At 46.0% G+C, this 21,346-nt stretch carries 16 protein-coding genes and 2 riboswitches; of the genes, 3 read left to right on the forward strand and 13 right to left on the reverse strand.

Annotated features, from left to right (window positions below):
• Window positions 1-131 precede the first annotated feature (131 nt).
• From hpf to AC6I2O_RS16475, 5 genes are all read right to left on the reverse strand, one after another.
• Complete coding sequence (gene hpf / locus AC6I2O_RS16455; protein WP_120392905.1) at window positions 132-662, reverse strand: ribosome hibernation-promoting factor, HPF/YfiA family; 531 nt, start codon at window positions 660-662, stop codon at window positions 132-134.
• Window positions 663-812: 150 nt separating this feature from the next.
• On the reverse strand, window positions 813-1,589 hold the full coding sequence (gene hisA / locus AC6I2O_RS16460) for a phosphoribosylformimino-5-aminoimidazole carboxamide ribotide isomerase (RefSeq protein WP_120392947.1): 777 nt from the start codon (window positions 1,587-1,589) through the stop codon (window positions 813-815).
• Between the two features lie 152 nt (window positions 1,590-1,741).
• Window positions 1,742-2,269, reverse strand: a complete 528-nt coding sequence (locus AC6I2O_RS16465; protein ID WP_120392906.1) for a hypothetical protein — start codon at window positions 2,267-2,269, stop codon at window positions 1,742-1,744.
• Window positions 2,270-2,418: 149 nt separating this feature from the next.
• Window positions 2,419-4,848 (reverse strand): Ig-like domain-containing protein, encoded by a 2,430-nt coding sequence (locus AC6I2O_RS16470; protein ID WP_497743284.1) that lies wholly within the window; start codon window positions 4,846-4,848, stop codon window positions 2,419-2,421.
• Between the two features lie 29 nt (window positions 4,849-4,877).
• Complete coding sequence (locus AC6I2O_RS16475; RefSeq protein WP_120392908.1) at window positions 4,878-5,744, reverse strand: DegV family protein; 867 nt, start codon at window positions 5,742-5,744, stop codon at window positions 4,878-4,880.
• Between the two features lie 181 nt (window positions 5,745-5,925).
• Here AC6I2O_RS16475 and AC6I2O_RS16480 point away from each other — a divergent pair, with 181 nt between their 5' ends.
• Window positions 5,926-6,441, forward strand: coding sequence for an FMN-binding protein (locus AC6I2O_RS16480; protein ID WP_497743285.1), 516 nt, complete (start codon window positions 5,926-5,928; stop codon window positions 6,439-6,441).
• A gap of 184 nt (window positions 6,442-6,625) precedes the next feature.
• Here AC6I2O_RS16480 and AC6I2O_RS16485 read toward each other — a convergent pair whose 3' ends face one another.
• From AC6I2O_RS16485 to AC6I2O_RS16500, 4 genes are all read right to left on the reverse strand, one after another.
• Entirely contained in the window at window positions 6,626-7,390 is a 765-nt protein-coding gene (locus tag AC6I2O_RS16485; protein WP_120392910.1) for a formate/nitrite transporter family protein, read from the reverse strand.
• A 194-nt stretch (window positions 7,391-7,584) separates the two neighbouring features.
• On the reverse strand, window positions 7,585-9,270 hold the full coding sequence (locus AC6I2O_RS16490) for a formate--tetrahydrofolate ligase (protein WP_120392911.1): 1,686 nt from the start codon (window positions 9,268-9,270) through the stop codon (window positions 7,585-7,587).
• Window positions 9,271-9,540: 270 nt separating this feature from the next.
• Window positions 9,541-9,636: riboswitch (THF riboswitch) on the reverse strand.
• A 114-nt stretch (window positions 9,637-9,750) separates the two neighbouring features.
• Window positions 9,751-9,834, reverse strand: a riboswitch (ZMP/ZTP riboswitch).
• Window positions 9,835-9,914: 80 nt separating this feature from the next.
• Window positions 9,915-10,664, reverse strand: a complete 750-nt coding sequence (locus AC6I2O_RS16495) for a YdcF family protein (protein WP_120392912.1) — start codon at window positions 10,662-10,664, stop codon at window positions 9,915-9,917.
• Window positions 10,665-10,717: 53 nt separating this feature from the next.
• Window positions 10,718-11,218 (reverse strand): SEC-C metal-binding domain-containing protein, encoded by a 501-nt coding sequence (locus tag AC6I2O_RS16500; protein WP_120392913.1) that lies wholly within the window; start codon window positions 11,216-11,218, stop codon window positions 10,718-10,720.
• Window positions 11,219-11,660: 442 nt separating this feature from the next.
• On the opposite strand from AC6I2O_RS16500, the gene AC6I2O_RS16505 reads away from it, so the two are divergent.
• A complete protein-coding gene (locus AC6I2O_RS16505) occupies window positions 11,661-13,175 on the forward strand; it encodes a Na+/H+ antiporter NhaC family protein (RefSeq protein ID WP_120392914.1) in 1,515 nt (504 codons plus the stop codon).
• A gap of 115 nt (window positions 13,176-13,290) precedes the next feature.
• Here AC6I2O_RS16505 and AC6I2O_RS16510 read toward each other — a convergent pair whose 3' ends face one another.
• Together AC6I2O_RS16510 and araA are read right to left on the reverse strand one after the other, a co-directional pair.
• Window positions 13,291-14,922, reverse strand: coding sequence for a xylulokinase (locus tag AC6I2O_RS16510; RefSeq protein WP_120392915.1), 1,632 nt, complete (start codon window positions 14,920-14,922; stop codon window positions 13,291-13,293).
• 17 nt (window positions 14,923-14,939) lie between these two features.
• Window positions 14,940-16,439 (reverse strand): L-arabinose isomerase, encoded by a 1,500-nt coding sequence (gene araA / locus AC6I2O_RS16515; RefSeq protein ID WP_120392916.1) that lies wholly within the window; start codon window positions 16,437-16,439, stop codon window positions 14,940-14,942.
• Between the two features lie 300 nt (window positions 16,440-16,739).
• Between araA and AC6I2O_RS16520 the strand changes: the two genes are divergently transcribed.
• Entirely contained in the window at window positions 16,740-17,786 is a 1,047-nt protein-coding gene (locus tag AC6I2O_RS16520) for a helix-turn-helix domain-containing protein (protein WP_497743286.1), read from the forward strand.
• A gap of 73 nt (window positions 17,787-17,859) precedes the next feature.
• Here the strand turns inward: AC6I2O_RS16520 and AC6I2O_RS16525 are convergent, their stop codons facing one another.
• Both AC6I2O_RS16525 and dnaK read right to left on the reverse strand, forming a co-directional pair.
• A complete protein-coding gene (locus tag AC6I2O_RS16525) occupies window positions 17,860-19,494 on the reverse strand; it encodes a phospholipase D-like domain-containing protein (protein ID WP_497743287.1) in 1,635 nt (544 codons plus the stop codon).
• Entirely contained in the window at window positions 19,491-21,254 is a 1,764-nt protein-coding gene (dnaK, locus tag AC6I2O_RS16530) for a molecular chaperone DnaK (RefSeq protein ID WP_120392918.1), read from the reverse strand. Before dnaK ends, AC6I2O_RS16525 begins: the two co-directional genes overlap by 4 nt.
• Between the last annotated feature and the right edge of the window lie 92 nt (window positions 21,255-21,346).

A 21,346-nucleotide genomic window follows, 5' to 3' on the forward strand; every position in this document is an offset into this window, starting at 1 on the left:
AACGGCAAAACTGCATAAAACAGCCGCTGCACCAATGCAGCGGCCTTTTTCCTATCCTCATATTCTGTTTACAATTTGTTCAAATTTCAAATATCGCCGTTCTGTTTCACTTATACCTTACGCCCCGCCATCTAGCTGTACTCTGGTTCAATCAACCCATACGTGCCGCCTTTGCGTTTATAAACGACATTGACCTCTTCTGTCTCAGCATTGCAAAATACAAAAAATGTATGGCCAAGCAGTTCCATCTGAACACAGGCATCTTCCGGATACATTGGTTTCATGCCAAAATGCTTTGTGCGGATAATTCTGACTTCGTCTAACGGATCGCTCTCCTTTTCAATAAATTCTTTCCGGAAATTACTGCTCTCCTGATTTTTATCAACTATCTTCTCTTTGTATTTGCGAAGCTGACGCTCAATTACCTCCTCAACCAAGTCAATGGAAACATACATATCATTGCTGACCTGCTCTGAACGGATAATATTACCTTTGACCGGAATGGTTACCTCAATCTTCTGACGTTCTTTCTCAACACTCAAAGTCACGATAATCTCTGTATCCGGAGTAAAATACCGCTCCAGCTTTCCAAGTTTATCCCGAATGGCGGATTTCAAACCGTCTGTTACCTCGATATTTTTCCCACTGATCGTAAATTTCATTCTATCCAACTCCTTTGCTACAGATTCGTAATTTCGTCACTACTTTTTCATAATTCCGTCATTACATGAGTACATTATACCACACTATCCATTTTTTTCAACCAAAAATACATTTTTATTAATTTTTTCGGTTTTTTTATATTTTTTTATTCAATTTTCACAAAATTCAAGCACTTTGCGATAAGACAAATGCCCTCCAAACAAATCCAGTGCGCTTCCGACCGTCACATCGACACATCCCCTTCCAAGCCGTTTTAACAAGCAAAGGTCTGCATAGCTTCCAACGCCCCCCGCATAAGTTATTGGCTTCTTACCCCAGGTTCCTAAAAGCTCTGCCAATGGTTTTTCAATCCCCTCTGCCTTCCCTTCCACATCAGCTGCATGAATCAGAAATTCATCACAGTACCCGGACAATTCATCGAGGACCTGTTGATTCAAACGTACATCCGTAAACTTCTGCCAACGGTCTGTAACAATATAATAATCATCGTCCTTTTTCCGGCAGCTCAAATCAAGCACGAGATGTTTTTTTCCTACCTCACGTACCAGACGTTGCAGATTGCCATAATGAATCTGTCCTTCCCGAAACACATATGAAGTTACAATCACATGCGAAGCTCCCGCGTCTAAAAACTGCGCCGCATTTCCTTCCTGAATGCCTCCGCCTACCTGCAGACCTCCCGGATATGCCGCCAGTGCACGTAAAGCCTGCTCTTTCGTATCTTCATAATATGGCGACGCAGAAGGATTCAGCAAAATCACATGTCCCCCTGTAAGACCTTCTCTTTGGTAAAACCGGGCATAAAACTCGGCATCCTGCTCCGATACAAAATTTTCCTTGGCCATATCACCTGCATCCTGCAGGCTTCCACCCACAATCTGCTTTACTTTTCCATTATGTATATCGATACATGGTCGAAATCTCATATATTCCATGTCCTTTCCTTATGTATTTGAAAATTTTCCCAGATCTGTCACGCTTCAACCAACAGGGAAAACCGGAAAAATTCTGCCGCAATCCGTTTCCGGTGCGGCAGAAGCTATCTTTGTTTTCTGTTTTTTACGCATGTAGTACGTGTTTATCTTTCTGTATTTCCGGTCAATGCATCGCCAGCATTTTCCACACCGTTAATCAGATCTTTTCCAGCATCACCTACGCCATTTACAATGTCACGGCCCGCATCGCCAAGGCCTGTCCCCACATCCGTCCTTGTTCTGTTTGTATTGTCGTCTGTGTCAGTATCATTTACATTGGTGCCATTCTCTAATGCATTTTCGTCTGTCACGCTGTTTACGTTATTGTCCGTATTATTGTCTGTCTCATCATCATCCAGTGCATCTCGATCTGTCTGAGAATTGTCTACACCGTTCACAGTACCGCCTGCGCCCGTCTCTGCATTGTTCTCAGTAGCGACAGTTCCTGTACCGTTTTTGTCATTATCGTTTTTATCATTCTTGTCATTGTTGCCATTCATATCATTTTTGCCATTCTCTGTCATTGTAGCATTTTCATCCACTGTGTCGTTTTTGTCGTTACCGCAGCCTGCAAGAAGCGCCATACAGCACACACAGGCCAGACATAATGCGTACTTTCTCCAACGTTTCATAATTATTCTGTTCTCCTTTTCATTTATTCCTGTAACTGGCGGTCAAAACAGAGGTTGTCTTTGTATGACCGTTATGGTAATAAGTATATACGCTTTTATTGCTTTTATACCAATCTTACAGGAATAAATGACAGAAAAAGAAGAACACTTTATTTAACAGTTACCTTACATTTTACAGAGACATTGCCTGCTTTTACCGTAATCACTGCTTTGCCTTTTTTCTTTGCCGTAATTTTTCCTTTGGATGAAACGGAAGCTACGGATTTATTCGACGAAATAAACGTTATTTTAGCCTGGCTTCCGGATGGAGACAATTTTGGATTCAGTGTCTTGGATTTTCCGCGCTTCAGTGTAACCGATCCAGCAATATTTGTAATTTTCTTGGGCGCCATTTTCGGCACTGTAACGGTCATTACCGCCTTTTTACTTCCCGATTTTACCGTTATTTTAGCTTTTCCGGACCCTTTTGCCGTAATTACACCCTTAGAACTAACCGACGCTACTTTTTTATTAGAAGAAGCGTACGTAACCTTCTCCTGGCTTGTAATCGGACTGATCACAGGCGCCAGCGCTTTCTTTTTGCCAAGCGAAAGCTTTAACGTTTTCGGAACTCCCGTAATCTTTGTAGTCCTTACCGCGCCTGACTGCACCTTCACGGTAATACTCTTTTTCAGACCGGACGCCAGCGTCACTGTTACCGTTGCATTACCTGTCTTTTTCTGAGCTGTAATTTTTCCCTTACTGTTTACTTTTACGATTTTCGTATTATCTGATTTCCAACTTTTGATCTTGTCGCCCTTTGCAAGCCCAGAAATCTTCACAGCCGATGTCGACTGACCTTTTTTCAGAGTAAGGCTCGTTACGTTGACTTTTATCGTCGGAATCCGGGCGCTCCCCGGATCATTTACTGTGTTTTTCGTGCCGCAGCCGTTCTCACAGAAAGCGGTCATGGTACCATCGCGATTCCATCCGGCGTTTTTATCTGATACGTAATTTGTAAACCTATGATTAATCAACTCTAAAACTTGTAACGTTTTCTCATTACACGCAGAACAATTCACATACTCTGTTCCATAATTTGCACAGGTTGCATTTTGACGCTGTATGGTCCATGTATGATAATGGGAATCTTCAGCCCCACTTTCATATCCAACCCTTCTAAGTATAGGCGCAGCAAAGTTTTGTGTATAAAAACTACCTGAAAAATTAGTATAAATTGTTCGTTCTGCCTCAATTGTATATCCACTCATTCCACGGGATAATGCGCCTGTCAGACAATAAACGGTACTTGGTGTGTTGCTGCTATTGTCATCCCATGTAGCATCTATCACATACCATTTTCCGTCATCCATTTTGACATAATTCCACATATGAGCGCCACCCGCATTTCCAACAACCAAGGCACTCTCTAATCCGGCCTCCTGACAAAGAAGTTTAAATGCTTTGGCATACCCTTCGCAAACAACCCGCTTTGTGGGAGAAAGAAAAACGCCCGCAGCTGAATGCGCATATGCCTTTGCCAGCGCAGTTGTCCCTTCATCGTAAATCAGAAGATTACACAAATAATCATGAATCGCTTTCACTTTTCCACTGGCTGTAGAAACATCCCGCCCTTGTATTGCCGCTTGATATGCTGCTTTCACCGCTTGATCAAACGCCGCAACCTCCATGCCTGCACCTGTATAAATCATGCGCGGAGACAATGTAATTCCTGTCACCACACTTGGATAATTCATACTTGAAAAATTATAAAGAAACATAGGTGCATCCATCCAGAATACCTCCGGATAGTCATACATAAATGCATCAAACGCTGACTGCATAATACGACGTACACTTTCCTGAGCCTTCGCCAGCTCTGTTGCATTCGCAATCGGGAACTGCTCCGCAAATGTAATCACAAGCTTTGAATCGTCACTCACCGCAACCCTAGCATCCACATAAGCGCCTTTCATCGCATCATATACATTCCTTGCTTCCCCAGAAAGCTGTCCGCCATAAGAATCTACATACTGGCCTGCATAAAAAGTACGGGCTTTGGCCGCCTGTGCATCCGACGCGTACCCACTCGTTGCAAGCTGCTCAACAATATTTCCTAAAAGCTCCGGCGCCACTTCCTCCGTAAGCCCTTCCTGATTGGGGTCTATCGCTTCGGCAGCTACCAAAAAATCATCTACAAGTATCCCTTCCGGGCCAATTTCAGTTCCACCGTCTGACTGCTCAGCTCTCTCCTCTTCCGGCTGTGTAAAACCATCAGTTCCTTCTGGCTCAGACGGATCTCCTTCTGGCTGCACAATCGCGCTGTCTTCCTCCAGCACAGATTCTTCATCGCCCGGTTCCACAAACAATTCGTCTGGCAGTGTATCTTCTTCCATTTCCACAGCTGCGTCATAATCCCAGGCGCTATCGCTTATCAGCTCGGTATCCTGCCCTGCTTCTGAAGGTTCGTTTTCCTCCGGCGCAGCCTGCATTTCTTCATACGCGTTTCCATCCAACGTCACTTCGCCTGCCGTAGCGCTTCCCACAGGTACTACTGCCATAAATACAGCCAAGGCGATCGCCGTCAATTTTTTTCTCATTTTTATCCCCTGCCTCCTGCAAACATCCGTCACCTTGCATCGCCCATAAAAAACAGTGCCACTGTTCCCGGACCGGAATGCGCGCCAATGGTAGGGCCTATCGGGCTGATCAGGAACTGGTCAACACCAAATCGTTTCTGCACCTGCTCCTTTACATACACTGCGTCCTCATAGCAGTCCCCATGACTGATAAAGACGATATCATTCTGTTCCCGGAAACTTCCCATTTTCTGTTCCATGCTGTCCACAAGCGCATTCAGCGACTTCCTTCGGCCACGTACCTTGGAAAGTGGAATCAAATGTCCCTCGCCATCGACATGCAATACCGGCTTAATATTGACGAGTGTGCCAAGGACAGCCGCCGTTTTTGAAACGCGGCCTCCACGGTAGAGATGAAACAGATCATCTACCGTAAAATAGTGACACACATGCATCTTATTCTCCTCCAGCCACGCTACCATCTCCTCATAAGAAAGGCCCTCTGCCTGCTTTTCGAGCGCTTTGTGTACCAGGAGTCCCTCACCCATAGACGCCGCCAGCGAATCAATTACCGTAATCCGGCAATCCGGACGCTCTTCCATCAGCTCCTCCGCCGCCAGCCGCACACTGTTATAAGTACCGCTTAAGCCTCCGGAAAATGCAATGTGAATAATCTGTTTGTGCAACTGCAAAAATTCTACGAGTTTTTCCTTCGCCTCCTCCGGATTAATCTGAGAGGTTGTCGGCATGCACCCTTCCCGCATCTTTTTATAGAACTCCTGAGAAGAAAGCGAATTCTCTGCATCATACGTCTTGCCATCCAGCAAATACGTAAGCGACATCGTACGCAGATCGTGCTCCGCAATATACTCCTTTGGGAAATCCGCCATATTGTCAGTCGTAATCAAATAATCCATTGAAATGCCCTCCAAATCAAAGCTTACTTTTATACCTGGTAAATTCATTTTTGAAATCATACCACGAACAGGAAAACTTTGCAAATACTAGTTAAATCTCAAAACAAAACAGTAACAGGCATAATGCCTGACCACACAAAATAAGATATATTAACTATAAAATTTTTTATCGGAGTAAACCATGAGTTCCAAGCCTAAAATCATTGTCCTCAAACTACGCGAAGTCATTTACACCCTGATGCTGCTTTTCCTCGTCATCCTGCTGGCTGTCTGCCTCTTTCTGATGTTTACCGGAAAAGCCAAAAAAGAAAGCGCATCCACAGGTCCCCAGGCAGAAAATCAGAGTACGCCAAGTACAGAAACCACGTCCGGGGATTCCTCAGACCGTCTCTCTTATCGCCCCGGCATTTATACGACGCCTGTTACACTGGGGAATTCGGCCGCTGAAGTGGAAGTTACCGTGGATCAGAACCACATCAACAGCATCCGCCTTGTAAATTTAAGTGAAACAACGGCTGCCGCCTATCCTCTTGTATCGCCTTCACTGGATCACATTGCATCTCAGATTCTGGAAAAGCAGAGCCTGGAGGGAATTACAAGTCCGCAGGAAAACCGCTATACCTCCCAGCTCCTTCTCTCTGCCATCAGTGACGCACTGCGCCTTGCACAATCTGACGAAACAAATACGTCGCAGTAAGTGAATTTGGAACCAAACTTGCAATGCAGCAAATATCGCACACGCGGACTGTAACGGTTCCCCGTAGGGGCATTTCTCCAACAGTTCAACAAATGGGTCTGTATAACAAAACAGGAGGCCTTGCAGCACCTCCTGTTTTTTATCTTTTCTATGTTATGTTTCTTTTCTATGTTATTTATCTTTGTTATTTATCTTTTGAAATCAGATAGTACGGAACTGCCACTAACAGAATACCGCCAATCATATTTCCAAGCGTAACAATACCAAGATTATAGAAAAATCCTCCAAAATTCACAGCAGCGTCATGCGGGTTCATAAGGCCGATGGACATAAAAGTCATGTTTGCAATGCTGTGTTCAAAACCACAGGCTACAAAGGTAGCAACGCAGCAGAAATTCATCGCGATTTTCGCACCCTCGGATTTCAGTTTTGCACCGCACCAGATGGCAAGGCATACCAGCACATTACATAAAACCGCTTTTGCAAAAAGATTGAGCGGAGTTCCCGCCATCTTTGCAGCTGCTGTGCTTGTCAGGAACGTGCCAACCGCTTCATTGCTCATAATTCCAGTCGCCGTAAAAACAGCCGCGCCTACAACAGAACCGAGGAGGTTGCCGATGTAGCATACCACCCAAAGCTTGATCGTTTTTCCCCAGGAAACAGTTCCTGTCAGGCTTCCGACAGCCATTACAAAATTATTGCCTGTGAAAAGTTCAGCGCCTGCAACCGTCACAAGACAAAGGCCAACGGAGAAAATAATGCCGCAGATCAGCTTCTGCATCGGTTCCCCTGCCATATTTCCGCCTACAATTCCCATCAAAATACTTCCAAATGCTATGTATAATCCCGCCAGAAATGACATCAAAACATAACCAAACGGATTTTTTTCCAATAATCCGACTTTTCCTCTGGCAGTATTGCCTACTGCTTCTATTTCATTTTTAAACATATCGTTTCCTCCCTGCACACGTTCCAATCAGTTTGCAGCTGCGCTTCCGTCTTTTCTACCCCTGCAACTGCCAGCTGACTGATAAAATATAGTTAGAAAGCCGGGCGCGTATCAAGCCGCCCGGCTTTTGGCCAAAACAATTTCAACACATCTGAATCTGATCTTCTCAAATCCACGTATGGTCTTTTCAGAATTTAGAACAGTCCGGAAATCTTTCCTGTCTCGTCTACATCAATTCTCTCTGCAGCCGGAACCTTCGGCAGACCCGGCATTGTCATGATTTCTCCGGTCAGAGCTACGATAAAGCCTGCACCTGCCGAAATCTTCAGGTTACGTACCGTAACTTCAAAGTCCGTCGGAGCGCCAAGTTTTGTCTGGTCATCTGTCAGAGAATACTGGGTCTTTGCCACACAGATCGGGCAGTTGCCGTAGCCAAGTGCCTCAAGCTCTTTTGCCTGTTTCTGTGCATTTGCAGTCAGAACCACTTTCTTGCCGCCGTAGATCTTCTGTACGATCTGATTCAGCTTATCTTCGATGCTTCCTTCCAGCTCATAGCTGTAAGTAAAGTCGTTCGGCTCTTCTACAAGACGGATTACTTCTTCTGCAAGGCGTTTTCCACCTTCGCCGCCCTTTGCCCATACTTCAGAAAGTGCAACGTTTACGCCAAGCTCTCTACACTTGCTCTCTACGAGGTCAAGCTCTGCCTTTGTATCGGTCGGGAATGCATTGATTGCAACCACGCACGGAAGTTTGTATACGTTCTTGATGTTGCTTACATGTTTCAGAAGGTTCGGAAGACCTTTCTCAAGTGCTTCCAGGTTCTCATTGTTCAGATCAGCCTTCGCCACGCCGCCGTTGTATTTCAGTGCACGAACTGTAGCAACGATAACAACTGCGTTCGGTGTCAGTCCTGCCATACGGCACTTGATATCAAGGAACTTCTCTGCTCCAAGGTCTGCACCAAAGCCTGCCTCTGTGATCGCATAATCACCAAGCTTCAGAGCCATCTTTGTAGCGATTACGGAGTTACATCCGTGAGCGATGTTTGCGAACGGTCCGCCGTGTACGATAGCCGGTACATGCTCCAGAGTCTGAACAAGGTTCGGCTTCAGAGCGTCCTTCAGCAGTGCACACATAGCACCCTGTGCATTCAGATCGCCTGCTGTTACCGGCTTCTGCTCGGAAACCTTGCCATATGTATATCCAATGATGATCCGTGCAAGACGGTTCTTCAGGTCTGTAATGTCACTTGCAAGACACAGTACTGCCATGATCTCAGATGCTACAGTGATGTCATAACCATCCTCTCTCGGCATACCGTTCGTCTTTCCGCCAAGTCCGTCTACCACGAAACGAAGCTGACGATCGTTCATATCCACACATCTTCTCCATGTAATCTTACGCGGGTCGATGTTCAGCGCATTGCCCTGGTAAATATGATTGTCAATCATAGCTGCAAGCAGGTTGTTTGCTGCGCCGATTGCGTGGAAGTCACCTGTGAAGTGAAGGTTGATATCTTCCATCGGAACTACCTGTGCGTATCCGCCGCCTGCTGCTCCGCCCTTAACGCCGAATACCGGTCCGAGAGACGGCTCACGAAGAGCTACCATAACATTTTTGCCAAGCTTCTGAAGTCCGTCAGCCAGACCAACTGTCGTAGTTGTCTTTCCTTCACCTGCCGGTGTCGGGTTGATCGCGGTAACAAGAACCAGCTTGCCATTCGGCTTGTCAGAATCTTTCAGAAGATTGTAGTCAATTTTTGCCTTGTAATTTCCATACTGCTCCAGATATTTCGGGTCAATGCCAGCCTTTGCTGCGATCTCCGTAATCGGAGACATAACGGTTTCCTGTGCGATTTCAATATCAGATTTGAATCCCATTGTAGTAAAATCCTCCTTAAATATATTTTAATTGTTTATGAACTGTTTTGTTAAGGTACAAAAAAAGCACCTCAAGCGTCTGATGAATCTCATGCACCCAGCCGGCTTGCCGTTTTCCCGGCTCCCGGAGGCAATCAGAAAAGGGTCTGAATCCAAACGAAGCAACCTCTGCAAAATACAGACTCTGCAAAATCCATCCGCCGCTTTTCTTTTACCATACCGATAACCGCACTAAAACTGCGCAAAGGGACACTTCATCCATCTTAACGCAGTAGCGGAAGCGATACTGTAACGCGGAGGAACTCCTTCGTTCACAAAAAGACCTTCCCATCTTGTGACACTTAACGTACTTGTATCTTCTCTACTTTCTTTATAGAAGAAATAGATATAAAATTGTTGATGAAGATTTCTGTCTGCTGCTTTTGCTCTTTACACCTGACGGTTGGACCTGATAAATAAAAAAGACAACACTTGTTTTTCAAATGCTGTCCAGACGGTCGACAAGCCCTATTATCTTGATTACCTTGTGGTGCTCCACAAAATCCGTCAGCAATCAAAACCTTCAACTGTCGTTTATTATAGCAGATAACTCCGGGCTCGTCAAGAAATTGACAAGAAAATATCAATGAAATTTTGTATTAATTTCAGTGCAAAGCGTCCACGAGAAGCGCACAGATTTCCCGCAAAATATTGTGCGGCTGCATTCCAAGATCTGCTGAAGCCGGAATACCAGAAACAGACTGATACCCTGCTGCCCTCGCGAATTTCACTGCGCGGTAAATGTGAAAATTATTGGATACTACGCCCACCTTCTTATTCTTTAATTCATACTTTTCATCAGAAAAACGAAGGTTCTCTTCCGTACTGGTAGACTGATCTTCCAACAACAACCGCTCTGCCGCAATCCCCTTCTGCATCATATACTGATACATACACTGCGCTTCTGATATCTCTTCGTCCGGTCCCTGCCCACCGGAAAGCACAAATATTGTGTCCGGATTTTCCTGCGCATAAGCAACAGCCCGGTCCAGTCTGCGGCGCAGAGCCCGTGAAGGAGCTTTCCCTCGCACCTGTGCGCCAAGCACAACGACGTAATCCAGACCTGACTCCGGTTTTACACTCATAGCCCCTACAATCCGGCTGCCAAATACTGCAATCACAACCATCCCTACCGCCACCAAGGCTCCCATTACCCCGATTACAAATCGGACGGTTGCTGACGGATTCCTGTCCTGGTGAAGGAGCAGCTGCCAGAGAAACATACAAAATCCACCTCCGACAAGCCAGATCCACACAATACTTGTTTGAAACCCTGCATATAAACCGATTGCAATATAATATAAAAAGCACAGGATGCCCAGAACCAGACATCCTGTTTGTAAATAATTTTTCATACCTTATCCTATTTCAATCTTTTTAAGCTTGTTGGACCGCTTACGGTAAATCTTTATCTGCCGCAGCAGAATTTATATTTCTTACCGCTTCCGCACGGACACGGATCGTTGCGTCCCACCTTGCGCCCTTTTACAATTGTATTCATTTTTTTGGCCTCAAGGTAAAGCGCTTTTTTCTTCTCTGCGTCAAAAATCTTGTCCCATGCCGGCAAATTGTAAAGCCAGTCCGCTTTTGCGTCCACCATGTTTTTATAAAGCAGTTCGTTGTCAAAATCAAGGCTGACAACCGTATCCTCTTCCATCTCCTCAATCGGATTCGGTTTTTTCAGGCTGTCGTTGATTCCATCCAAAAAGCCTGTCATCTTCATAACTGGAATATCATATTTCTCTGCCAGCTCCTTTACTGTACCGGAAACAGCCTCCTCCGGGTTCTCAAGAAGCTGTTCATAAATCCCTTTCTCTGTCAGAAAGTAATCAGACCAAAACTGCTGAAGCTGCTTTTTATCTGTCTCCTGAGAGTATGCTATATCTCTCCATGTCTGTAATAATCCCATAATGATACCATCCTTTGTTTCATAATTTTCTTCATAATGATCGTTAAAAAAATTCTTTCTTATTATATAACACTTTATCTGTCATGACAAGTAAAACACAGTGTTTTCACAAAAGATACTTTTTTTCAGATATTTTTTTAAATTTTTTTCATTCCCTGTATATTCCCTCAAAAAGCGGTCATACTATAACTAATCTCACAGGAAAACAGCTCATCGGAGCGATCGGAAGCTTTTCTTATGAGATTAGCGTATGCTCTTATCATTGGATCCCCCTCCGATGATAATACAAAAGATAAAAAAATACTTATCCTCCCCTTTATTGAATCTGCAGATGTGAAAAATGTACATCTGCAGATTTTTCATTGAAAAAACCGACATTTTTTGATATAATTTCACAAAAATAACCTGTCAGTTCAGGAAAGAAAGGGAGAGGAATTAAGTTATGGATGTTTCAATGTTTATCGGCACATGGTGGTCTCTCGTGCCGCCGCTTCTGGCCATCGTTCTGGCCCTCATCACAAAGGAGGTTTATAGTTCCCTGTTTGTCGGTATCGCTGTGGGAGCGCTGCTATACACAGGTTTTCAGCCATGGGATGCCTTTGTCGCATTCTTTGACATCATGAAAAACAGTATGAACCTCAATATTCTGATTTTCGATGTACTCCTCGGAATGATTATCGTTCTGATGGCAAAATCAGGCGGCTCTGGAGCATACGGCAATTGGGCCGGCAAAAAAATTAAATCAAAAAAGAGTGCCCTACTCGCTACAACCGGCCTCGGCGTTCTTATTTTCGTAGACGATTATTTCAACTGCCTCACTGTCGGCTCTGTTATGCGTCCTGTCACAGACCGTTTTAAAGTTTCGAGAGCAAAACTTGCGTATATCATTGACGCTACGGCAGCCCCGATCTGCATCATTGCGCCGATTTCCAGCTGGGCCGCTGCTGTGAATTCCTATGTTCCGGAAGACGCCGGTATTACAGGTTTCCAGCTTTTTCTCCGGACCATCCCCTACAATCTTTACGCGCTGCTCACGCTCGCCATGGTTCTCTACATAATTTTAACAGGCTTTGATTTCGGCCTTATGAAAAAACATGAACGAAATGCTGCAAAGGGCGATCTGTTTACGTCTGGCGCGGAAGAGTTCGAGCAGACAAAGCCGGAAGAGAATTTCACAAAAGGCCACGTCCTGGATCTCGTCCTTCCGGTTGCCGTTCTGATTATATCCGCCATCGGAGCCATGATCTACACAGGTTACCTCGACGGCGCAACAGACATCATAACTGCATTTGCAGGCTGCGATGCAGAGACAAGTCTAATTTTTGCCACAATGGTCACAGTCCTGTTTATGATGATTCTCTACCTTCCGCGTAAAGTCATTACCTTTAAGGGCTTTATGGACAGCTTTGTAGATGGATTTAAGCTGATGATCCCGGCTGTTGCGATTCTGATCTTCGCCTGGGCCTTGAAAGGTATGGGAGATGCGCTCGGCATTGCTGATTTTGTAAAAAATCTGGTTGGCACCAATGCCTCTGCAAGTGTCATTATTCCGGCCATTATGTTCATAATCGGTACTTTCCTCGGTTTTTCCACCGGTACAAGCTGGGGTACCTTCGCAATTCTCGTACCGATTGTAACAGCTATGTTCCCTGGCGCAGAAAATATGGAAATGATGGTTATCTCCGTATCTGCGGTTCTGGCCGGCGCTGTCTGTGGAGACCATGTATCACCGATCTCTGATACCACGGTTATGTCTTCAGCAGGTGCACAGAGTAACCATATCAACCACGTCTCAACCCAGATGCAGTATGCCGCGGTTGTCGCAATCGTATGCGTCATCGGTTACCTGGTTGCCGGAATCGTGAAAAACTGGTACATTACACTGATTTTCAGCCTGCTGCTTCTGCTCGTTGTCCTGACAGTTATGAAAAAGCGTTTTCCTGACAAAGCAGAATAAAAAAAGCGGAATAAAATACGGAACTGTATTAAATAGAATCAATCCTGTATTTTGCAAAAACATAATAAACGGGCTGGTGCATATCTTTCTCAAATGCACCAGCCCGTTTTTCTTCTTAGCTCAAATGTTCAATTGCCGCACGCTCAATCGCAATGCCTTTTCTGTAGCGGTCCGCAAATGTTTCAAACCCTTCCACATCTTTCGGATTCGGTTCCATACGCGTCCCTTTATTTCCTGCAAACACTTTTGTCTCAAGATACGCTTCTAAACTCTCGTCTTCTGCTTTGTTCAGCATATAAGCAGCAAGCAGTGCCATTCCCCATGGTCCACCTTCCCCGGCTGTCTCCATCACAGAAACCGGAGCATTGATCGCAGCTGCCAGGATGCTCTGGCCAACGCCTTTCGTCTTAAAGAAGCCGCCGTGTCCAAGCATCTCATCAATAGCTACCTGCTCTTCTTTCAGAAGAATATCCATTCCAACCTTCAGGGCACCAAGCGCTGAATAGAGATGTGCCCGCATAAAGTTGGCAAGATTGAAACGGCTTTTCGGAGTGCGCGCAAACAATGGCCTTCCTTCACTTACGCCTGTAATGTTTTCTCCGGAAAGATACCCGTATGACAGCAGGCCTCCGCAATCAGAGTCTCCCTCCAGTGCTTTCTCATACAATACGGTAAACAGCCGGTTTTTATCTGCTTGAATGCCAAAACATTCCGCAAACTCTCCCAGCAGACCTGCCCATGCGTTCAGATCAGACGTACAGTTATTCGCATGCACCATGCCCACAAGGCTGCCGTCCGGTGTGGTCACAAGATCAATTTCCGGATAAACTTTTTTCAATTCCTGTTCCAGAACCACCATCGCAAATACGGAAGTTCCGGCTGAGACATTACCCGTCCGCTGCTTTACACTGTTCGTCGCTGCCATTCCCGTACCTGCATCTCCTTCCGGAGGACACACAGGCGTACCGCTTTGCAGCATACCGCTCTCATCGAGAAGACGCGCGCCTTCTTCTGTCAGCGTTCCTGCGCAAGCTCCTGCTGACAATACCTTTGGCAGAATATCTTTCAGCGTCCACGGATACTGTTTTTCTTCCACAAGCTCATCAAACTTCCGAAGCATCTCTGCATCAAAATCTTTCGTCTTTGGATCAATCGGAAACATACCGGACGCATCTCCGATTCCCAGTACCTTTTCTCCGGTCAGCTGCCAGTGGATATATCCTGCCAGCGTTGTAAAAAAGGCAAGCTGCGGAACATGTTCCTCTTCATTTAAAATTGCCTGATACAGATGCGCAATGCTCCAGCGCTGCGGAATGTTGTAGGAAAACAGCTCAGTCAGTGCATCTGCTGCCGGCCCTGTCGTACTGTTGCGCCAGGTCCGAAACGGCACAAGAAGATTTCCTTCCTGGTCAAACGCCATATACCCATGCATCATGGCGCTAAATCCGAGTGCTCCCAGTTTTGTAAGTGCAACACCGTATTTTTCCTGCACATCTGCAACCAGACGGCTAAAGCTATTACGAAGTCCTGTCCAGATATCATCGAGCGTATACGTCCAGATTCCGTTTTCCAGACGATTCTCCCACTCATGGTCTCCGGACGCAATCGGTGTATGCGAGCTGTCTGTCAATACTGCCTTGATTCGCGTTGAACCAAACTCAATACCAAGCACTGCCTTACCGTTTTCGATCGTCTCTCTGATTTCATTGATACGGCTTTCTCCGCCGTTGTACTTGTTTTCGGTCATATCCTTCCCCCCGGCTCTTATTTGCGGTACACTGCGCTGTTCCACATCAACTCATTTTTAAACTGACGGATCGTTGTGTCCTTATCAATATATACTGCCTCAATACCCATACATGCTGCCCAGTCTCCCATCTGCTCTGCAGTCAGGTCATAGGAGAATGCCGTATGATGTGCGCCGCCTGCCAGAATCCACGCCTCTGCGCCTGTCTGAAGATTTGGCTGCGGTGTCCAGAATGCAGTTGCAACCGGAAGCTTCGGCATCGGTTTTTCTACCTTTTTGCAGTCCACATCATTGATAATCAGACGGAATCTGTCTCCCAGATCAATCAGTGATGTCGCAACGGCCGGTCCCTCTTTTGCCGTAAATACGAGTCTTGCCGGGTCCTCTCTGTCTCCCATGGAAAGCGGCTGCTCTTTAATGCTGATTTTGCCGTCTGCAATTGTCGGGCACACTTCGAGCATATGCGCCTGAAGAATTCCTTCTTTGCCCGGTACAAGATTATAGGTGTAATCCTCCATAAAAGAGGTTCCCTTTGCGTTCTTCATTCCGCCTGTCATGATCTTCATAATACGCACCATGGCTGCTGTTTTCCAGTCTCCTTCTGCGCCAAAGCCGTATCCTTTTTCCATCAATCGCTGAATAGCAAGGCCCGGGAGCTGTTTCAGATTTCCAAGATCTCCGAAATGTGTAACGATTGCCTGATAATTCTTTTCTTCCAGGAATCGTTCAAAACCAATTTCAATTCCTGCCTGTACTGCCACGTGCTCGCGGAATTCTTTTTCATCTCTGCCTTCCAGAAGAATTTCATATTTGTCATAATACTCTTCCACAAGTGTATCAATATCACCCTTTGCTACAGCTGCTACTGCCTCTGCAATCTCATTGATCGGGTATGCATCCACTTCCCAACCAAATTTAATCTGTGCCTCTACTTTATCGCCTTCTGTTACTGCTACGTTTCTCATATTGTCTGCAATACGCATCACACGTACATGGCTGCTCTCAATCACGCCAACAGCTGTACGCATCCAGGAGCCGATCTTTTTCTGAATCGCCGCATCTGCCCAGTAACCCATGACAACCTTCCGCTCCATGCCAAGACGGCTGAAAATATGTCCATACTCTCTATCGCCATGTGCTGCCTGGTTTTCATTCATGAAGTCCATATCAATGGTATCATATGGAATTTCCTGATTAAACTGCGTGTGGAAATGCAGCAGCGGCTTTCTATACTCCTGCAGTCCGAGAATCCATGATTTGGACGGAGAGAAGGTATGCATCCAGGTAATCACACCTGCACAATTTTCATCCATATTTGCTTCATTGAAGGTCTTTCTGATCAGCTCATTCGTGATAAGCGTCGGTTTCCACACAACTTCATATGGAAGATTGCCGGAAGCATTGAGCGCCTCCACTATTTTCCGTGAATGCTCTGCGACATGGGCAAGACACTCATCTCCGTACAAATCCTGAGAACCGGTACAGAACCAGAACTGATAATTTTTTACTTTTAACATACTATGCACGCTCCTTTTCTGTGGGCAAATTGTTGTGAAGTTATGAAAAACCGGACGAGCCCTGTAAAACGGTTTTATAATTCATTCATAACTATCTGTATTTTGTGGTTATAAGCACCTATTTTTTGAATCTATTTTGATTATAATATACAGTTCTGTTTTTTACAATTTCTTAACTCTGCTTTGATTTCAAAAAAAGTTACCTTTTCCGACTTATAAATATTGCATTTGAAAAAATCTACTTTTATAATAGTAGATGAGAATACACAGAAAAGTAAATAAAGAAAGAGAGCATCTCCTATGAATATCGCAGATTTATGCCGGCAGATCACCGAAGGCGAAGATCGGCTCCTGCCGCCGGAGCATAAACTGAATACGCGTCTTGTCCATCCGGAATATTCCACCTCCGCACAGGAGGTCAAAACGTATCCGCTTCTGGAAGACGAACGGATCTTTGCGCTGTGCTGGTACATTGATCCTGCACGTACACTCCATGCCACCATGTGCCCGACTCCGGAACATTTCTGTTGCAGATATCATTTTGTGGAAGGGGAAAAAACACAGCTCCACACACACGATTATATTGAACTCGCCTACGTGGCGGAAGGCGAATTTCGGCAGAAAATTCTTGGAAAGGATATTGTATTTTCCAAAGGCGATCTCTGCCTGATTGACAAAAACTGTCTGCATCAGGACTATTTGCAGCAAAACCCAGCCATTGTGCTGTTCCTTGGCATTGCGAATGATATATTTTCCGAAATTATGGATGAAACAGTTACGACAAAAAAAATTATATCTTTTTTACAATCCGCCCTGCTGAGCCAAAAGAATCTGCAACAGTACCTTCATTTCCGTCCCGGAAATGAGGGAAGTGCAGAGCTGGAAGAAAATCTTGCGTTTTTGCTCCGCGAACTGTACGACGGAAAGATCGGTTCACGATACATTCGCAAGGGACTGCTGCTGCGTATTTTCCGAATCATCAGTACCAAATATGAATTTTCACTTTCAAAGGAACTGAGAAAAACAATGAACTGGATCGTGTTTGAAGAAGTGTCTTCTTTCATGCACACGCACTACAACAAAATCACGATCCAGGACCTGACAAATACTTTTCACTTCCAGGAAGACTACTTTAATCGTCTGATCAAAAGTAAAACAGGGATGACCTACTCCGCTTATCTGCAGCAGATCCGTCTTGATGCAGCCGAACATCTGCTCTCTTCAACTGATCTTACTGTAGAAGAAATTGCCGCAGCTGTTGGCTATCACAACAAAGGATATTTTTATAAAATCTTCCTGGACCGCTACCATATGACGCCTTCCAGGTACCGGAAAAATGTGCCCTGAGCTTGGGGATTATTTTTGTTACGCTTTGTTTTATGGCTCCCGTCTTTTCACGGCTCTTCTCCGGTATGGCGTTTTACAGCAAAAAGCGAATCCATGGGTCCGCAAAACTGATCAGCTGGCGCAGCAGTCTTCGGCCCAGCGGCATTTCTTTTTGTGAAAGAAAATCTGTCTCCTCCTCCTTTACACTGGCAGAAACGGCATCCTCCTGGTAGCTTTCAAAATTTGTTTTAAGCTGTGCGCAGAGCTCCTTGCTGTCTGCCACAAGCATCAGTTCCGTATCCTGATACACGCTCTTCATATCCGCATTAAATGATCCCACAATAGCCAGCCGATCATCTACCGCAACACTTTTTCCGTGGTATGAGACACCGCCTTCATATTCCAGCACACGAAGCCCTGTATCTAAAATCTTCTGCTTGTTCAGCGCATAGTCTACTGCGCCGAACGGATTTCCGTTGTTGGCAACTGAATTTGTCATCATTGTAACCTCCGCTGTTTTGCTACAAACCTCGGTATAGGTCTCGTACATCATGTCATCGCACATCACGTACGGTGTATGTATGATAACTTCACTGCGGGCATTCTTCATCAGTTCGGACAGCCCATAAAACACCCATGGTTCTTTCGCATACAACCCGGTCGGGTTCGAAAGTAGCGTCACCTTATTGGTACTCACCGTTTTTTCGACGTAATCTGTCGGTGTAAACCACTGTGGATGCGCGCGGCGCATGGTATCATACAACTCCCTGAGCTCCTTTTGCGCATTACGCACACGGCTTCGTTCAGACAACTTGGTATTTTCATGCCATATCTTGCAGTATTCCTGCTCCCATATCCGCTTAAAATAATCCAGTATCTGATAAATGGAACTTTCTTCGCCTCCGGTATTGCAGACCAGCATATCACGGTCATGATTTTTATAGCTGTCCTGCCCGCCAAGAAAATAGTCAAACGTATTTCGTCCGCCCAAAATATAAGCCGTTTCGTCGGCAATCAGATATTTGTCATGCATCCGGCTCATTCCGGTCCATGGGGTAAGCAGGTTGATCGGATTGTAGATCTTTATGGTCACGTTTTCTGCGCAGGCCAGCGCATAAAACCAGGGATTCCCCTCCATATGTAAAAGCGCATACATACCGTCCATCAACACCTGTACTTCCACGCCGCGCTCTGCTGCATCATACAAAGCTGCAAGCATCTGTTTCCCTGAAGTATCTGAGCGGAAATCAAACGTGGAAAGTACAATCCGTTCTCCCGCGTTCGCAATCATCCGAATCCGCTCTGCAAGCGCCTCTTCGTTATCCTCAAGCAAAGCTGCGCGGTCACAGGAAACCGTATCGCTGTAATAATCCTGCACCCGGAACTGTTCCGAGTAAGCCTCACTGACCTCTGGCGTCCGCATATAAGGAAGCACTGCACCCACGCCAAGATACAGCAGTGCAAAAACAAATGTCAGGAACAGTCTCTTTTTCACAGGCTTTTCTGATTTTTCTCCCTGTTTTAGGAAACGAGCCACCAGATACCGGACCACTGTAAAAACCAGGGCTGTCAGAACAAACACGATCAGCAGTTTCCAAAATACCATCAGAAACCACGGCTGCATGGGATTGCGAAGGCAGAGCATTGCAGTCAGAATCAGAACTGTCTGAATGATAAGCATCTGAGCATATCCCCTGCAAACCGCGAACGGGACTCTCTGTTTTTTCATGATCTTAAAATCTCCTCACTGGAATGTTCCAGATTTGCTTTCATCTGACGGATATGTTCCAGCTCTGCCTCTGTCACCTTGTCAGCGCGAAACCTGCCCAGACATTTTTCCAATGCACTGCAGTCATTTTTCAGCTGTTTCTTTTTCGTTCTGTCCAATTCTTTACCTGCATTTTTCATTGTCTGCTGCACCTGTGCAAGAAGCTTTTGCGCCTCACCGGTCACTTCAAGTGCTTCACGGCGCAGACAATCGGCTCCCGCATACTCCTGTGCTTCTTGAATGGCCCGCTCGATCTCACTGTCTGACATCCGGTCATCCGCCGTAATCACGATGGACTGTTCCTTTCCTGTGTCCAGATCCTTCGCCGAAACCTTCAAAATACCGTTTGCATCAATGTCAAACGTGACCTCGATCTGCGGTACTCCGGCCGGCGCACGCCGAATTCCTTTCAGTTTGAATTTGCCAATCGTTTTATTATCCCTTGCCATTGGCCTCTCGCCCTGCAAAACGTGAATCTCCACAGAAGTCTGGTAAGGCGCCGCTGTAGAAAATACCTGAGAATAGCGTGTCGGAACCGTAGAGTTTCTTGCCACAAGGCGTGTGGCCACACCGCCCACAGTCTCAATGGAAAGACTAAGTGGCGTCACATCCAGAAGCAGCAGCTCCTGCCCCGTTCCGGCGGCAACCAGTCCGCTTCCCTGAAGCGTGCTCCCGAGGATCGCGGCCCCCTGCGCCACACATTCGTCCGGGTTGATGTTTTTGGATGGTTCTTTTCCGGTCAGGGCCCGTACCTTCTCCTGCACTGCCGGAATTCTCGTAGAGCCACCCACCAGAAGCACTTTTCCTAGCTCCGAAGCCTTGATTCCTGCATCGGAAAGAGCATTTTGCACCGGCCCAGCCGTACGCTCCACCAAATCATAAACCAGTTCATGAAACCTGGCGCGTGTAAGCGTCACATCCATATGCACCGGCGCTCCTTTGGACTGGCTCAGATACGGGAGCACAATCTGTGTGCGCTCAGCGCTGGAAAGCTCCTTTTTCGCCTGTTCTGCTGCCTCACGGATACGCTGCATTGCTCCGAAATCTCTCGACAAATCCACATGCTGTTCCTCCCGGAAGGTCTGCACCAGCCAGTCTGTAACTCGCTGATCAAAATCATCTCCGCCCAGATGATTGTCTCCTGCCGTAGCCAGCACTTCAATCACACCCTCGCCGATCTCAATGACCGAAACATCAAAGGTACCTCCCCCAAGGTCATACACCAGAACCTTCTGTGCCTCGCCATGATCCAGACCATAAGACAACGCAGCGCTCGTCGGTTCATTGATAATTCGTTTTACCGTCAGTCCTGCAATACGGCCCGCATCCTTTGTCGCCTGACGCTGTACATCATTAAAATAAGCCGGAACCGTGATAACCGCCTCCTGCACTTCTTCTCCCAGAAACGCTTCGGCTTCCTTTTTCATCTGCATCAGAATCATTGCACTGATCGTCTGAGGCTTGTAGTCATTGCCATCAATGCGCGTACTCCAGCCAGTCCCCATATGCCGCTTCACCGAGCTTATCGTGCGGTCCGGATTTGTCACTGACTGTCGCTTTGCCGCTTCCCCCACCAGTCGTTCTCCGTTTTTTGAAAAAGCGACAATACTCGGCGTTGTTCTGCTTCCCGTACTCGTGGGTATGATCACCGGTTCCTTATTTTCCACTACAGATACGCAGCTGTTCGTCGTTCCCAAATCGATTCCTATTACCTTCCCCATTGCCACCTCCATGTTCTGCCCGCTCAGGGCCTATATAATCTGATTTTCTATCTTTTTCTGATCTTCTTTTGATCTTTTTCTGACCTTTTCTG

This window comes from Blautia sp. St.27G3, from assembly GCF_059728505.1.

What these genes read in the sequence shown, in the direction of transcription:
- hpf (WP_120392905.1), bottom strand. Translation starts at nt 662, where the DNA reads ATGAAATTTACGATCAGTGGGAAAAATATCGAGGTAACAGACGGTTTG.
- hisA (WP_120392947.1), bottom strand. Translation starts at nt 1,589, where the DNA reads ATGAGATTTCGACCATGTATCGATATACATAATGGAAAAGTAAAGCAG.
- AC6I2O_RS16465 (WP_120392906.1), bottom strand. Translation starts at nt 2,269, where the DNA reads ATGAAACGTTGGAGAAAGTACGCATTATGTCTGGCCTGTGTGTGCTGT.
- AC6I2O_RS16470 (WP_497743284.1), bottom strand. Translation starts at nt 4,848, where the DNA reads ATGAGAAAAAAATTGACGGCGATCGCCTTGGCTGTATTTATGGCAGTA.
- AC6I2O_RS16475 (WP_120392908.1), bottom strand. Translation starts at nt 5,744, where the DNA reads ATGGATTATTTGATTACGACTGACAATATGGCGGATTTCCCAAAGGAG.
- AC6I2O_RS16480 (WP_497743285.1), top strand. Translation starts at nt 5,926, where the DNA reads ATGAGTTCCAAGCCTAAAATCATTGTCCTCAAACTACGCGAAGTCATT.
- AC6I2O_RS16485 (WP_120392910.1), bottom strand. Translation starts at nt 7,390, where the DNA reads ATGTTTAAAAATGAAATAGAAGCAGTAGGCAATACTGCCAGAGGAAAA.
- AC6I2O_RS16490 (WP_120392911.1), bottom strand. Translation starts at nt 9,270, where the DNA reads ATGGGATTCAAATCTGATATTGAAATCGCACAGGAAACCGTTATGTCT.
- AC6I2O_RS16495 (WP_120392912.1), bottom strand. Translation starts at nt 10,664, where the DNA reads ATGAAAAATTATTTACAAACAGGATGTCTGGTTCTGGGCATCCTGTGC.
- AC6I2O_RS16500 (WP_120392913.1), bottom strand. Translation starts at nt 11,218, where the DNA reads ATGGGATTATTACAGACATGGAGAGATATAGCATACTCTCAGGAGACA.
- AC6I2O_RS16505 (WP_120392914.1), top strand. Translation starts at nt 11,661, where the DNA reads ATGGATGTTTCAATGTTTATCGGCACATGGTGGTCTCTCGTGCCGCCG.
- AC6I2O_RS16510 (WP_120392915.1), bottom strand. Translation starts at nt 14,922, where the DNA reads ATGACCGAAAACAAGTACAACGGCGGAGAAAGCCGTATCAATGAAATC.
- araA (WP_120392916.1), bottom strand. Translation starts at nt 16,439, where the DNA reads ATGTTAAAAGTAAAAAATTATCAGTTCTGGTTCTGTACCGGTTCTCAG.
- AC6I2O_RS16520 (WP_497743286.1), top strand. Translation starts at nt 16,740, where the DNA reads ATGAATATCGCAGATTTATGCCGGCAGATCACCGAAGGCGAAGATCGG.
- AC6I2O_RS16525 (WP_497743287.1), bottom strand. Translation starts at nt 19,494, where the DNA reads ATGAAAAAACAGAGAGTCCCGTTCGCGGTTTGCAGGGGATATGCTCAG.
- dnaK (WP_120392918.1), bottom strand. Translation starts at nt 21,254, where the DNA reads ATGGGGAAGGTAATAGGAATCGATTTGGGAACGACGAACAGCTGCGTA.